Origin of the sequence: Amnibacterium flavum (assembly GCF_003097495.1) — a bacterium.
Classification (GTDB): Bacteria; Actinomycetota; Actinomycetes; order Actinomycetales; family Microbacteriaceae; genus Naasia; species Naasia flava.
In genome coordinates this window covers 47,390-60,328 of sequence record NZ_QEOP01000004.1, presented here as the reverse complement: position 1 = coordinate 60,328, position 12,939 = coordinate 47,390, and the positions used below count along the sequence as shown (strand labels likewise).

General features: G+C 67.6%; 13 protein-coding genes. 8 read left to right on the top strand and 5 right to left on the bottom strand.

Annotation, left to right across the window (positions count from 1 at the left end):
• Complete coding sequence (locus DDQ50_RS15460) at positions 1-813, top strand: carbohydrate ABC transporter permease (protein WP_205663671.1); 813 nt, start codon at positions 1-3, stop codon at positions 811-813.
• Between the two features lie 46 nt (positions 814-859).
• Here the strand turns inward: DDQ50_RS15460 and DDQ50_RS15455 are convergent, their stop codons facing one another.
• Together DDQ50_RS15455 and DDQ50_RS15450 are read right to left on the bottom strand one after the other, a co-directional pair.
• A complete protein-coding gene (locus tag DDQ50_RS15455; protein ID WP_116757702.1) occupies positions 860-1,726 on the bottom strand; it encodes an AraC family transcriptional regulator in 867 nt (288 codons plus the stop codon).
• A gap of 101 nt (positions 1,727-1,827) precedes the next feature.
• Entirely contained in the window at positions 1,828-2,859 is a 1,032-nt protein-coding gene (locus tag DDQ50_RS15450) for a LacI family DNA-binding transcriptional regulator (RefSeq protein WP_116757799.1), read from the bottom strand.
• Positions 2,860-3,058: 199 nt separating this feature from the next.
• On the opposite strand from DDQ50_RS15450, the gene DDQ50_RS15445 reads away from it, so the two are divergent.
• A complete protein-coding gene (locus tag DDQ50_RS15445) occupies positions 3,059-4,318 on the top strand; it encodes an AGE family epimerase/isomerase (RefSeq protein WP_165829857.1) in 1,260 nt (419 codons plus the stop codon).
• Positions 4,311-5,222: an ROK family protein gene (locus DDQ50_RS15440; protein ID WP_116757700.1), complete on the top strand. Its 912-nt coding sequence runs from the start codon at positions 4,311-4,313 to the stop codon at positions 5,220-5,222. The genes DDQ50_RS15445 and DDQ50_RS15440 overlap by 8 nt, the downstream gene beginning before the upstream one ends.
• A gap of 78 nt (positions 5,223-5,300) precedes the next feature.
• Here DDQ50_RS15440 and DDQ50_RS15435 read toward each other — a convergent pair whose 3' ends face one another.
• Positions 5,301-7,082 (bottom strand): class I mannose-6-phosphate isomerase, encoded by a 1,782-nt coding sequence (locus DDQ50_RS15435; protein ID WP_116757699.1) that lies wholly within the window; start codon positions 7,080-7,082, stop codon positions 5,301-5,303.
• A gap of 133 nt (positions 7,083-7,215) precedes the next feature.
• Here DDQ50_RS15435 and DDQ50_RS15430 point away from each other — a divergent pair, with 133 nt between their 5' ends.
• The 4 genes from DDQ50_RS15430 to DDQ50_RS15415 all read left to right on the top strand — a co-directional run bounded on the left by DDQ50_RS15430 (position 7,216) and on the right by DDQ50_RS15415 (position 9,800).
• On the top strand, positions 7,216-8,091 hold the full coding sequence (locus DDQ50_RS15430) for an LLM class F420-dependent oxidoreductase (RefSeq protein ID WP_116757698.1): 876 nt from the start codon (positions 7,216-7,218) through the stop codon (positions 8,089-8,091).
• A gap of 60 nt (positions 8,092-8,151) precedes the next feature.
• Positions 8,152-8,589 carry a VOC family protein gene (locus DDQ50_RS15425; protein ID WP_116757798.1) on the top strand — a complete coding sequence of 146 codons (438 nt, stop codon included), beginning with the start codon at positions 8,152-8,154 and terminating at the stop codon, positions 8,587-8,589.
• A 73-nt stretch (positions 8,590-8,662) separates the two neighbouring features.
• Positions 8,663-9,322 carry an SDR family NAD(P)-dependent oxidoreductase gene (locus DDQ50_RS15420; protein ID WP_116757697.1) on the top strand — a complete coding sequence of 220 codons (660 nt, stop codon included), beginning with the start codon at positions 8,663-8,665 and terminating at the stop codon, positions 9,320-9,322.
• Between the two features lie 64 nt (positions 9,323-9,386).
• Positions 9,387-9,800 (top strand): nitroreductase/quinone reductase family protein, encoded by a 414-nt coding sequence (locus tag DDQ50_RS15415; RefSeq protein WP_116757696.1) that lies wholly within the window; start codon positions 9,387-9,389, stop codon positions 9,798-9,800.
• Between the two features lie 85 nt (positions 9,801-9,885).
• Here the strand turns inward: DDQ50_RS15415 and DDQ50_RS15410 are convergent, their stop codons facing one another.
• Together DDQ50_RS15410 and DDQ50_RS15405 are read right to left on the bottom strand one after the other, a co-directional pair.
• Entirely contained in the window at positions 9,886-10,776 is an 891-nt protein-coding gene (locus tag DDQ50_RS15410) for a DUF808 domain-containing protein (protein ID WP_116757695.1), read from the bottom strand.
• Positions 10,777-10,872: 96 nt separating this feature from the next.
• Positions 10,873-11,814: a LysR family transcriptional regulator gene (locus tag DDQ50_RS15405; RefSeq protein WP_116757694.1), complete on the bottom strand. Its 942-nt coding sequence runs from the start codon at positions 11,812-11,814 to the stop codon at positions 10,873-10,875.
• Positions 11,815-11,937: 123 nt separating this feature from the next.
• Between DDQ50_RS15405 and DDQ50_RS15400 the strand changes: the two genes are divergently transcribed.
• Positions 11,938-12,933, top strand: a complete 996-nt coding sequence (locus tag DDQ50_RS15400; RefSeq protein WP_116757693.1) for a DUF1852 domain-containing protein — start codon at positions 11,938-11,940, stop codon at positions 12,931-12,933.
• Positions 12,934-12,939 lie beyond the last annotated feature (6 nt).

Below are 12,939 nucleotides of genomic sequence, written 5' to 3'. Positions count from 1 at the left end.
GTGGTCGGCCGCGTCTTCCGCAACACGTTCGTGATCGTGTTCGCCGCTCTGTGGCTGATCCCGATCTACCTCATGGTCGTCAACGCCTTCGTGCCCGCCGCCGACTACACGGGTGCGCCGACCTGGCTGCCGTCGGGATTCGGATTCTTCGACAACCTGTCGATCGCGTGGAACGAGTCGGGCCTCGGGCTCGGGCTGGCGAACAGCCTGCTCTACGCGACGGTCTCCGCGGGCTTGGCCGTGTTCTCCGCGGCACTGGCGGGCTTCGCCGTTGTCGTCATGCCGACCCGTCGCCCGACCGTCTGGTTCTGGTTGATCTACCTCGGCACCCTGCTGCCGCTGCAGATCTTCCTCGCCCCGCTGTTCAAGGCCTACGTGGGGGCGAAGGTCTACGACACCTCGCTCGGCATGATCCTGATCTACTCGGCCATCTGCGTGCCGTTCGCGTTCTTCATCGTGCGCAACTTCCTCACCACGTTGCCGCCCGAGATCACCGAGGCGGCTCAGCTCGACGGCGCGGGATGGGCGCGGCTGTTCTTCCGCATCCATTTCCCGCTCATCAAGTCGTCGCTCTTCGCCGCGTTCATCTTCCAGTTCACCTGGGTGTGGAACGACCTGCTCTTCGGCATCACGCTGACCACGAGCCCTGACCGGCGACCGGTGATGGCGGCTCTCGCCGAGATCAGCGCGGGCTTCTCGAGCCTCGGCCCGCCCGTCGTCCTCGCGGCTGCGATCGTCGCATCGCTCCCCACGGTGGTGCTGTTCCTCGCCTGCCAGCGATTCTTCGTCTCCAGCCTTCGCGCGGTCGGATAACCCACCGTGCGGGCGTTGTCGGCCGGCGCAGTCGCCGGCCGACACCTCACGCTCGTTCGATGGGAAGCCACAGTTCGCAGGTGGCCGCGCTGAAGTCCTCGGACCGGCTCACGATCGCAACGATCGAGGGCCCGGGCCGCAACCGCCAGGGGTTCGAGGGAAACCAGTCAGCCGCGGTCGCAGCCCACGCGGACTGCAATGCCGCTGGGTACTCCCCCTCGATCCGGAAAACCGCCCACGCACCCGCGGTCACGACGATGACCTCGAGATCGTCGGGGAGAGGACTGCCGTCCGCCACCGCGACTCCGTGCAGGTAGGTGAGCTCGGTGCCTTCCGCATAGTCGGGATCGACCTCGTCACTGACTTGCAAGATCCCTGACGGCTCGACGTTGTTCAGCGCCTTCAGCCTCGCGTGCTCGGAGACCGGCAGCGAGGCGATGTGGTCGCGGATCCGGGTGTTGATCCCCCGGTGCTGGAGTTGCACGCGCGCCGCGTGCCCCACGAGCCGGAAGGCCGGTCGTTCGACGATGCGAGTGTCCATGCTGGTGTTCCCTTCGACTGTCAGGCGGAACCTGAGTTGCGGTTGTGTCCGAAGGGGGCCGCCATCGCGACGCACATCACCGGGACCGGCGCCGTGGACCGACCGGAACGCCCGGCCGAATGCCACGGTCGACCCGTATCCGTATTGCACGGCGATGCCAAGCAGGTCGTCGCCGCTGATCACGTCGGCAGCGGCGAGCGTCATGCGCCTCCGCCTGATGTACTCCGACAACGGCATTCCGGCGAGCGAGGAGAACATCCTCCTCAGGTGGTATTCCGTCGTGCCGAACTGCGCAGCCCATACCGCCGGCTCGATGTCGTCGGTCAGGTGATCCTCGACGAGCTCGGTCAGTCTGTTCAACGCGGCGATCACTGTTTCCCCTTCTGACCCCAGCCTCACCGGTCGTCGGGATCGACACCCGACTATCGCGGTCCGATGCGATCACGCGGGAGGACGCCTGCAGGTCCGGCAGGTCAGCCGCGCAGCGTCCCGACCGTCACCGGAAGCTCGACCAGGCGAGGGGACTCGTCCATCTCGGGGTCGTCGAGGCGGTCGAACAGCATCCGCGCGGCCTGCGCTCCGAGCTGACGGGGGTCGTGCGACACGATGATGAGCGGCACCTGCAGCATGTCTGCAAGCTCGACGTCATCGAAGCCGACGAGCGTGGGCGCCGGGATAGCCGGCCCATCCTTCTGACGGGTGCCGATGGCCTGAAGGGCGCCGATCGTATTGCGGTTGTTGGCGCTGAAGATGGCGGTCGGCGGGTCGTCGAGACCGAGGAGCTCCTCCATGGCCCGCCGGGCTGCGGCGACATCCTGCTGCCCGCGGCGGATGAGCGCCGGGTCGGGTTCGAGGCCCGCCTCGTGGAGCGCACGGACGAAACCCTCGTACCGACGACGGGCGGTGGAGACGGAGAGCACGTTGCCGAGGAACCCGATCCTCGTATGACCGCCGTCGATCAGTGCCTTCGTCGCTTCGTAGGCACCGTTGATGTCGTCGAGCAGAACGGTGTCGGCATCGAGCCCTTCGACCGTGCGCGATGCGAGCACGAGCGGGACGCTGCCGAGGCGCCCCGGAGTGAGGTGCTCCGCACCCTCTCCGGTCGGGACGACGATGAGTCCTTCGACCTGCCGACCGATGAAGTCGGAGACGAGCTGACTCTCGCGGGCGAGCTGCTCCCCCGTGTTGCCGAGCATGATTCGGCGGCCGTGCAGCGAGGCGACTTCCTCGACGCCGAGTGCGAACTGCCCGTAGTAGGGGTTGCCGAGGTTGGTGATCGCGACGCCGATGAGACCCGAGGAGTGGCCCGGCCGAATGCTGCGGGCGTTCTCGTTGCGGTGGTAGCCGAGCTCCTCGACGGCGGCCCAGACCTTCTCCTGCACCTCGGCGCGCACGTTCTTGCCGCCGGAGAGAGTGCGGGAGACGGTCATCGGACTGACGCCGGCATGCTCGGCGACGTCGCGCACGGTGGGCGTCGCCGAGGGGCCGGATCCGCTGACAGTCATCGACTGCACCCGACCTCTCTGACCCCGGAATCGCGGCACTGATGAGCGCTCGCGCGGGCTAACGCTACCAAAAGGCGGGCTTTCGGCATCGGAACCGATCGGTCCTCCTGGATCGATGGCGAATCGGTCGCCCTTGGGAGAGGGAAGTGCACTGATATCGTTACCAGTACCGCCCACCTCCTTCACCCGGGAGCAGACAATGCCGTTCCGTCCCCCGATCGACCCCCGCGCGGGCACTCACCTCGCCGATCTCGCCGACGAGCAGGACCGTCTCGTCGGCTTCTTCCTGTCGGGACTGGGCGATCCCTCGGTGCCGTTCTCCTGGCTCGACATCGCGGGTCGGCCCGATCGCGAGCGACCGCTCCCCCTCTACGCGGTGGCCCGCCTCGTCCACTGCTTCAGCGTCGAGAGCCTCCTCGGGCGCGCGGGTGCCCGCGAATTCGCACAGCGTGCGGTCCGCCATCTGCTCGACGACTTCGCCGACCTCGAGTTCGGTGGATTCCGGGCGGAGATCGGACCCACCGGGTCGGATCGCAAGGAGCTCTACGGTCACGCGTTCGCCCTGCTCGCCGGAGCGAGCGCCAGACAAGCCCATCTCGACGGCGCCGAGGAGCTGTTCGACACGGCCCGCGACGCCATCGACTCCCACTTCTGGGTCGAGCCCGACGGGGTCGCGGTCGAGTCATGGGATCGGGCCTTCACGGGATCGGAGCCGTACCGCGGCCAGAACGGCAACATGCACCTCACCGAGGCATACCTCGCCGCGTACGAGGCGACCGGCGACGCCGTCTTCCTCGATCGGGCCCGGCGCATCGCCGATCGTCTCGTTCGCCGAGCGGCACCGACCTACGGGTGGCGTGTGCCCGAGCACTACACGACCGACTGGCAGGTCGACGGCGACTACAACATCGACAACCCGAACGACCCGTTCCGCCCCGCCGGCACCCTGCCCGGTCACGCCCTCGAATGGTCACGCCTGCTGCTCGGCCTGAGAGCGCTTCGACCCGATGTGGACTGGGCTGTCGAGGCCGCAGTCCAGCTCTTCGACACCGCGGTCGGCGACGCCTGGGACACCACCCACGGCGGCTTCGCCTACAGCGTCGACTTCGACGGCCGCATCATCAACGCGCACCGGATGCACTGGACCGTCGCCGAGGGCATCGGTGCATCTCTCAGCCTGTACCGCGCGACGGGCGAGGATCGCTACCGCGACTGGTACTCGACCTTCTGGGATCACGTCGGAACACGCGTGATCGACCGCAAGGGGGGTTCGTGGTGGCACGAGCTCGACTCGGCCAACCGACCATCGTTCGTCACCTGGGACGGCAAGCCCGACCTGTACCACGCATGGCAGGCGACTCTCTACGCTCGAGTCGACGGCGACGGCGGGCTGGCCGAGTCCGCGAGCCGCGGCGCACTTCTGGGCGCCCGATCGATCGAAGGACTTCCCCGTGGGTGATGCCGACCGGATCCCGGTGCTCGAGATCGGTGGCACCCACCTGACGACGGCACTGGTCGAGCCGGCCGACTGGACCGTGTCGCCCGGATCGCTCACACGGTCGCCGATCCATCCGAAGGCGGACCTCGACGATCTCCTCGGCGAGATCGCCGGCGCCGCCACCGCACTCACCGCCGCTCATGCGGAGCACCGCCCGGCCTGGGCCGTCGCCATCCCCGGCCCCTTCGACTACGTCGCCGGGGTCGGCCGCTACGAGAACGTCGACAAGTTCGAGTCGCTCACCGGGCAGGACGTTCGCGGCGGCCTGATGACCCGCATCGTGCCGACGCCCGCGATGCTGCACTTCATCAACGATGCCGACGCCTACGGACTGGGTGAGGCGATCATCGGTGCCGCGCGCGGCTACTCCCGCTCGATCTGCCTCACGCTCGGCACCGGGGTCGGCTCGGCGTTCATCGTCGACGGAGTCCCGGTGCAGGAGGGCCCGGGGGTCGCCCCCGAGGGCAGCATCCACCTGATCGACTACAACGGGCAGCCGCTCGAGGACACGATGTCGCGCCGAGCCCTGCTGGCCGCCTACGCCCGTGCGACAGGGGTCACCGAGTCACCGATCGACGTGCGTGAGATCTTCGAGCTCGCCCGAACCGGCGACCCGATCGCGATGGCGACAGTCGAGGCAGGCCTCTCGGGACTCGGTCGGGCGATCGCTTCGACCGTCTCTCGGTTCGCTGCCGAGATCCTCGTACTGGGAGGGTCGATGACCGGGTCATGGGACCTCGTCGAGCCTCTGGTGCGGGCCGGTCTCGTCTCAGTCGACCCCGGGCTGGCGGGGCTGCCGATCGAGCGCGCTCAGCACCCGGAAGACGCTCCTCTCGTCGGCGCCGCCTTCTGGGCGGCCCGCTGACCGAGCACTGCCGATGCCGGCCGGCCTGCCGGACGATGTCGGATCGTCTCGACCTGGCGGCGCAGAACCGCGCTCAGGTCAGGACAGGTGCGTCCCGCGGACGTAGGCCTTGACCGTGCCGAGAGTCGAGCCGATGCTCCTTCCGTGCGGCGCGATCGTGTAGCGGCCGACTGCGGCGGGCACGATGAACGTCTCGGCGTAGTGGACGACGTAGGGCTCGAACGCACCGGTCGGGCTCTCGACCACGGCTTCGGCACCCTCGACGAGGTTGAGCACGTTGACCGTGCCCTGGGTGTGGTGTTCGACCTTCTCGCTGAACCAGTGCCGCCTGACCTCGATGAACTCGAGGTGATGGAGCCCGGTGCGCTCCTCGGTCCACCCGGGGCCGGAGGCGATCTGCTCGACCTGCCCGACGAGATTGTCGGCGGTCCACTCGGTGTCACGATCCCACTGGATGTTCTTGGCGGCGTGATCGAGGTGGATGGGGCGGGGCACGCCATCGAGCCCAACCCTCCCCCAGTCCCACATCTTGAACGTGAAGATGTAGGGGGTTGCGGAGATCTCGAGGACCATCGAGTCGGCGCCCGAGCAGTGCACGGTGCCGGCGGGGATGGCGAAGTGATCGTGCTTCTTGGCGGGGAACGCGTTGACGTAGGTGTCGACCGGGAAGTCGACTCCGCCCTTCGACGCCGTCTTCAAGGAGGCCAGCATGTCGTCGGGCTCGATACCGGTCTTGAGGCCGAGGTAGACGACGGCGTCGTCGGTGGCGTCGAGCAGGTAGTAGCTCTCGTCCTGGGTGTAGTGCATGCCGAACGAGTTCTGGATGTAGTCGGTCAGCGGGTGCACCTGCAGCGAGAGGTTGCCGCCCTGCATGGTGTCGAGGAAGTCGAACCGGATCGGGAACTCCGCCCCAAAGCGCGAATGGGTCCGCTCGCCGAGCAGCTCGTTCGGGTGGGTCAGCACCACGTCGATCGACGGCAGCTCGACGATGGTGCCGGCCACGTCGAGGAGGATGCTGTTCTCCTCGGGCACGCAGTCGAAGCACCAGGCGTAGTTCTCCGCCGACGGGTCGAGTCCGAACTCGTCTTTCATCCACTGCCCGCCCCAGACCCCGGGGTCGAAGAAAGGCACGACCCGGAACGGTGCGGCGACTGCGGCGCTCATCCCCGCTCGGAAGGCGTCGCCGGTGATGAGCTTGGCGTTCTCGACCGAGGCGTTGGTGTCGAGCACGAAGTCGACCGAGTCGAACAGGGTGCGCTTGTGCCGGTCGGCGATCCGCCATTCGACGAAGAAGCCGCGCTTGAACTTGCGGAGGGCGTCCTCCTGGCCGTTGTCACTGCGCCAGCTGGGCATGCCGCGGCGCTGACGCTGCTGGATCTCCCACCGGGCCAGGTCGGCGAGGACCAGGGTGGAACGGCGGATCGGGACGAGGCAGGCGCCCCATCCGATCAGGACCGTCGGGGTGGCGCCGTCGAGCACGCCGTCGGCGACGCTCGCGAGGCGCTCGGTGTCGTAGAACTCGATGAGGTTGTGGTGGCTGAGCACGCCGAAGACGCGGTCGTCGGTGAGGTTGCGGCGGATGAGCGCGTCGATCTCGGCGATGGGCTTGGCGGCGGCGTCTTCGACGTTGATGACGTTGTAACCGGGCAGAGCCGCGCGCACGGACGCCTCGAGAGCGGGGATGTCCACGCCGGGATAGGCGTCGACGACGATGATCGGCACCTCATCGCGGCCCTCGCTCGCATGCCGTGCGACCTCGGTCCAGGCCGCGGACCCCTGCCACGCTTCGTGGATTCCGGGGACGACAACGGTGGGCTGCTTGTCGTAGTGGTGCGAGTGCGAGCGGCTTGTGGACACCATTATCCCTTCGGTCTCGGCGAGCTTGATAACGTTACCATGCTCGCCGTCTCACGCTCGGATCGATCGCGCGGCGACTTTCCGTGCCGGGCCGCAGACTCAGGCGAGCCGGGGCTGCGCTGAATAGGCTGAAGCGGTGAATTCCTCTGATCTCCCCCAGCCTTCGCCGTGGACGACCCGCCTCGGAAGGGTCGGCGTCTGGCGCAGCACGGGCGACATCACTCCCGAACTGGCGCGGAGCATCGAGCGGATGGGCTACGGCGCTCTCTGGCTGGGCGGCTCGCCAGAGTCGCACCTTCGGGAGGCGGAGGAGTTCCTCGATGCCACGGAGACGCTGCAGGTCGCGACCGGAATCGTGAACATCTGGAAGTCCGACGCCGCCGAACTCGCCGCGTCGTACCACCGCATCGAGGCGAAGCACCCCGGCCGGCTGCTCCTCGGGGTCGGCACCGGTCACCGCGAGGCCACTCCCGAGCGGGTGCGCCCGATCGACGCGATGGTCGACTACCTCGATGTGCTCGACCGCGACGGTGTGCCGGTCGAGGCGCGGGTGATCTCGGCTCTCGGGCCCAAGATGCTCGAGCTGGCGCGTCAGCGCAGCGCGGGAACCCACCCGTACCTGACCGTTCCTTCGCAGACCCGAGAGGGACGCGAGGCGCTCGGCCCTGACGCGCTGGTCGCGCCGGAGCAGACCGTCGTCCTCGACGAGGATGCGGAGTCGGCGCGGGCGAGCGGCCGTGCCTTCCTGAAGAACTACCTGCGGCTCGACAACTACACGCGCAACATGCGCCGGGCGGGCTTCACCGACGAGGACATCGCGAACGGCGGGAGCGATGAGCTCGTCGACGCACTGGTCGCGCACGGCGACGCTGCGGTCATCGCATCGGCGGTCGAGGCCCACCTCGCCGACGGTGCCGACCATGTCTGCATCCAGGTGCAGCCGGCGCCGGGCGACATCACTGCGAGGCTCGAGGCGATCGCGGCCGCGCTGTCGCTCGCAACGCGAGACTGAAGCTGGAGCGGCGACGATCTGCTCACCGACTGATGACGCGGGATCGGTAGCATGCCGCGCATGGCCATCAAACTCGAGAACGTCGGCATCGCCGTGCGCGACATCGACGAAGCAGTCTCGTTCTTCACCGACCTCGGTCTGACGGTCATCGGCCGCGACACGATCAGCGGCGAGTGGGCGGACACGGCGGTCGACCTCGACGGCAACCACGCGAAGATCGCGATGCTCCAGACCCCTGATGGTCACGGCCGCCTGGAGCTGTTCGAGTACATCCACCCCGACGCGATCGAGACGACGCCGACCCGTCCGAACGAGATCGGCATGCATCGTGTCGCATTCTCGGTCGACGACATCGACGAGGCCCTCGCCATCGCGGCGAGGCACGGCTGCTTCCCGCTCCGCGGCGTCGCGAACTACCAGGACGTGTACAAGCTCACCTACCTGCGCGGGCCCAGCGGCATCATCGTCATGCTGGCCGAGGAGCTGACGAAAGACTGACCCCGTCCGGCTGAGGTGGAGATGTCGCCGCCGCGCACAGGCTGACACCAGCCGGGCCTGCCTACCGTCAGACATGACAGATCTCGAGGGTGCGGTTGTTCTGGTCGTCGGCGGCACCGGTGGGCTCGGCTCCCGCATGTCCGACCGGCTCTCGACGGCGGGCGCCACGGTGGTGTCGGCGAGTCGCGGGTCGAGTTGGGATATCCGCGACGAAGCGATGCCTCAGCGCCTCGTCGCCGCGATCGAGAGCGAGCACGGCCGGCTCGACGGCGTGGTCATCGCAGCGGGCGTCGTCGCCTTCGGCCCGTCATCGGAGCTGAGTAACGAGACCCTGACCGAGCTGTTCGCCGTCAACACGACAGGGCCGATCCGACTGATTCGCGAGGCCACTCCCCTGCTGACGGCGTCAGCGGGCACCGACCGCAAGCCGTTCATCGTGACTCTGAGCGGCATCGTCTCCGAGGTTCCCACCGCCGGGATGGCCGCCTACTCGGCGGCGAAGGCCGCACTGGCGGCGTTCACCGTCGCCACTTCTCGCGAGCTGCGCCGCTCGGGCATCCGCATCCTCGACGCACGGCCGGGTCACGTCGAGACGGAGCTGTCCCGCCACCCGATCGCCGGCGAGGCCCCGAAACTCGGCGAAGGCATCGACCCCGACAAGGTCGCCGAGCGCATCGTGCGTGCCATCATCGACGATGAGAAGGACCTGCCGAGCGCGGCGTTCGGCGACTGATAACTCACTGAGGAGGCGTCGGCAACAGTCCGACGCACCGTCAGACCTCGGAAGGCAGCACACCATGGACGACTCGATCGAGACCGCGCTCGCCATCACTCCCGCATCTCCGGCATCCGCCAGAACCATCGACATCACGACAACCGGGGCGAAAAGCGGGCGGCCGCGCCGGATCGAGATCTGGTTCTACCGTGTCGACGACGAGATCTACCTCACCACCCAGCCGGCGGCACGCGATTGGTACGCCAACCTGCTGGCCAATCCCGAGTTCACCTTCCACCTCAAGAACGGGATCCGGGCCGACCTGCAGGCGCGAGCCGAGCCGGTCCCCGACCCGGCAGATCGTCGGCGCATCTTCGCGTCGATCATCGACGACCTCAATCAGCCCTTGCACCGTGGCTATCTGTCCCAGCCCGTCGAACCCCTGGAGCAGTGGATGCAGGGCTCGCCGCTGCTGCGGGTGCGATTCGACGACTGATCGGGAGCCGAGAGACGGCGAAGGAGCACGTCGCCGACACGTCCCGAGTCGGGTCACCCGGTGATCGGCCCAGTACCGACCGAGGTCAGTGAGCCGTAGGGGCCCCGCGCTTCAGCAACCGCGTGATGCCGGTTACGACAGCCACGATAACGAGGCCCCAGATGAGGCCGAGGATCGCGAAGATGACGGTCTCGACGATCCAGACCAGGACGGGCCCTGCGGCCTCGATGGCGTGCGTGACGGCGTGCACTGCGTCGTAGGGCAGGGCCCAGAGGGTCGCGTGAAGGTTCTCGACGACGATGTGCCCGCCGACCCACAGCATGGCGACCGTGCCGACGATGCTGATGAAGCGGAACACCGCGGGCATGGCGGAGACCACCCGCGCGCCGGCACGACGCGTCGACCGCTGCGGCGACTTCATCAGCCGCAGTCCGACATCGTCGATTTTGACGAGCAGAGCGACGGCGCCGTAGACGAGGACCGTCAGGGCGAAGCCCACGATGAGCAGGGTGACGAGCGTCATCCCGATACTCAGGCCGGGGTCGAGGCTGGCGAGCGCGATGAGCATGATCTCGGCACTGAGGATGAGGTCGGTGCGCACGGCCCCGAGCACGAGCTTCTTCTCGTCGCGCGTCTCCTCCTCTCCGGCGGGTCCGTGGTGGAAGCCGAACCATTCGAGGACCTTCTCCGCGCCCTCGAAGCAGAGGAACGAACCTCCGATAACGAGGAGGAACGGCAGCACCCACGGGGCGAACGCGGTGAGCAGCAGCGCGATCGGAGTGATGATCACGAACTTGTTGACGAGGCTGCCCAGCGCGATCTTCCCCACCACCGGCAGCTCGCGCGCGGGCGTGATGCCCTGCACGTATTGCGGCGTGACGGCCGCGTCGTCGATGACGACTCCGGCTGTCTTCGCGCTCGCCTTGACGGCGGCGGTCAGGATGTCATCGACGACGGCGAGCAGACCGACCGACATGCGCACACTCCCGGGCGGATGGTCACGGCCGGGCGGCCGTGAGAATGGGCCCGGATCGAGCGTATCGGCGATAGGCCGCGTCGAGCTGAACCCTGCCTAGCCGAGCAGTTCCACACCGAACTCGGCGACCACATCACGCACCGCGCCCAGGTATCGCTGCGCCTGCTCGGTGAGCGGGATCGCGGAGTGGCCGATCCAGCCGATCTCGATGCGTTCGTCGACATCCAGCGGCACGGCGATGATCTCGGGGTCGAGGTCGTCGCTGATGATCCCGGTCGAGATCGTGTAGCCGTCGAGGCCGATCATGAGGTTGAAGATCGTCGCCCGGTCGGAGACGCGGATCTCGCGCTTGCTCGACAGGGTCGACAGGATCTCCTCCGCGAAGTAGAAGGAGTTGTTCGCGCCCTGGTCGAAGGTGAGCCGCGGCAGGTCGGCGAGATCGTCGAGGGTCGCGCGCTTCCGAGCGGCGAGCGGGTTCTTCCGCGAGATGAAGATGTGCGGCTCGGCGAGGAACAGCGGATGGAACGCGAGCCCCGAGTCGCGGAGCAGCTTGTCCAAGACGCCCCGGTTGAAGTCGTTGCGGTAGAGGATGCCCAGCTCGCTGCGGAGAGTGCGGACATCTTCGATGATGTCCCAGGTGCGAGTCTCCCGCAGCGAGAACTCGTACTCCGCCGCCCCGGTTTCCTTGACCATCCGCACGAACGCGTCGACCGCGAACGAGTAGTGCTGGGCCGACACCCCCAGCAGCCGCCGCGAGGGCGGCCGACCGAGGTAGCGCTGCTCGAGGAGCGCCGCCTGCTCGACGACCTGCCGCGCATAGCCCAGGAACTCCGCGCCATCGACGGTGAGCGTGACCCCGCGCGCGGAGCGGGCGAGCAGAGCCCGGCCCACCCGAGTCTCGAGGTCTTTCATCGCCGCGGACATCGTCGGCTGGGCGACGTAGAGCAGGTCGGCGGCCGCGGAGATCGAGCCTTCCGCGGCTACCTCGATGAAGTACTGGAGCTGCTGCAGCGTGACGCCGCTCGATTGCCGAGCCATAGTCAAAGACTATAGCCACCTATCGGACCGGCGAATTACCCGATGACCGCGGGATACCCGCACGATTGACGCACCGACATCCACGAGGCCAGCCCGGCCGCTCAGCCACCGGATTGGCCGCTCATGGCGAACGCGTTCACCTATCGCATCACCACCACCCCCTTCGACGAGGATTACGCACCCTCGGAGAGTTCGCGCGCCACCACGAACTTCGCGAACCTCGCTCGCGGCGAGGACCGGCAGCAGAACCTCCGCAATGCGCTCACGATGATCAACCGTCGGTTCAACGACCTCGCGCGATGGGACAACCCCAATGGGGATCGGTACGCCGTCGAGCTCCGGATCGTCTCGGTCGAGCTGGAGTTCACCGCGGAAGGCGAGGATCAGGCGTTCCCGCTGATCGAGGTGCTCGATGTCCAGATCGTCGATCAGACGACCGGCGCACGTCATCAGGGCATCGTGGGCAACAACTTCTCGTCCTACGTGCGCGATTACGACTTCAGCGTGCTGCTCCCCGCGGCCAATGCGGGCGGGACGGGCCTCACCGTCCCCGACGACTTCGGCGACCTGCACGGCAAGCTCTTCCAGCACTTCCTCGACTCCGACGCCTACCGGGAGCGGTTCGCGCTGTCGCCGGTGATCTGCATCAGCGTCTCGACGAGCCGCACCTACCACCGCACCGCGAACCAGTATCCGGTGCTCGGCGTCGAGTACGAGCAGGATGGCGACTTCTCCCTGACCGATGCGTACTTCGGCCGGATGGGCCTTCAGGTCCGCTACTTCATGCCGCCCGGCGGCAGGGCGCCTCTCGCGTTCTATTTCCGCGGCGATCTGCTGAGCGACTACACCGACCTGCAGCTCATCGGCACGATCAGCACGATGGAGTCGTTTCAGAAGATCTACCGACCCGAGATCTACAACGCGAACTCGGCCGCCGCCAGCACCTACCGGCCGAGCCTGGAGCAGCAGGACTACTCACTGACGAAGATCACCTACGACCGCGAGGAACGCAGTCAGCTGGCGAAGATCCAGGGCAAGTTCACCGACGAGCACTTCATGACCCCCCACGGTGACGTGCTGCAGCAGTGGGCCGCCGACTACCCCACTCCCGTCCGTTGACCGGCA

What these genes read in the sequence shown, in the direction of transcription:
- DDQ50_RS15450 (WP_116757799.1), bottom strand. Translation starts at nt 2,859, where the DNA reads ATGACTGTCAGCGGATCCGGCCCCTCGGCGACGCCCACCGTGCGCGAC.
- DDQ50_RS15435 (WP_116757699.1), bottom strand. Translation starts at nt 7,082, where the DNA reads ATGGTGTCCACAAGCCGCTCGCACTCGCACCACTACGACAAGCAGCCC.
- DDQ50_RS15415 (WP_116757696.1), top strand. Translation starts at nt 9,387, where the DNA reads ATGGACGACTCGATCGAGACCGCGCTCGCCATCACTCCCGCATCTCCG.
- DDQ50_RS15410 (WP_116757695.1), bottom strand. Translation starts at nt 10,776, where the DNA reads ATGTCGGTCGGTCTGCTCGCCGTCGTCGATGACATCCTGACCGCCGCC.
- DDQ50_RS15420 (WP_116757697.1), top strand. Translation starts at nt 8,663, where the DNA reads ATGACAGATCTCGAGGGTGCGGTTGTTCTGGTCGTCGGCGGCACCGGT.
- DDQ50_RS15425 (WP_116757798.1), top strand. Translation starts at nt 8,152, where the DNA reads ATGGCCATCAAACTCGAGAACGTCGGCATCGCCGTGCGCGACATCGAC.
- DDQ50_RS15445 (WP_165829857.1), top strand. Translation starts at nt 3,059, where the DNA reads ATGCCGTTCCGTCCCCCGATCGACCCCCGCGCGGGCACTCACCTCGCC.
- DDQ50_RS15400 (WP_116757693.1), top strand. Translation starts at nt 11,938, where the DNA reads ATGGCGAACGCGTTCACCTATCGCATCACCACCACCCCCTTCGACGAG.
- DDQ50_RS15405 (WP_116757694.1), bottom strand. Translation starts at nt 11,814, where the DNA reads ATGGCTCGGCAATCGAGCGGCGTCACGCTGCAGCAGCTCCAGTACTTC.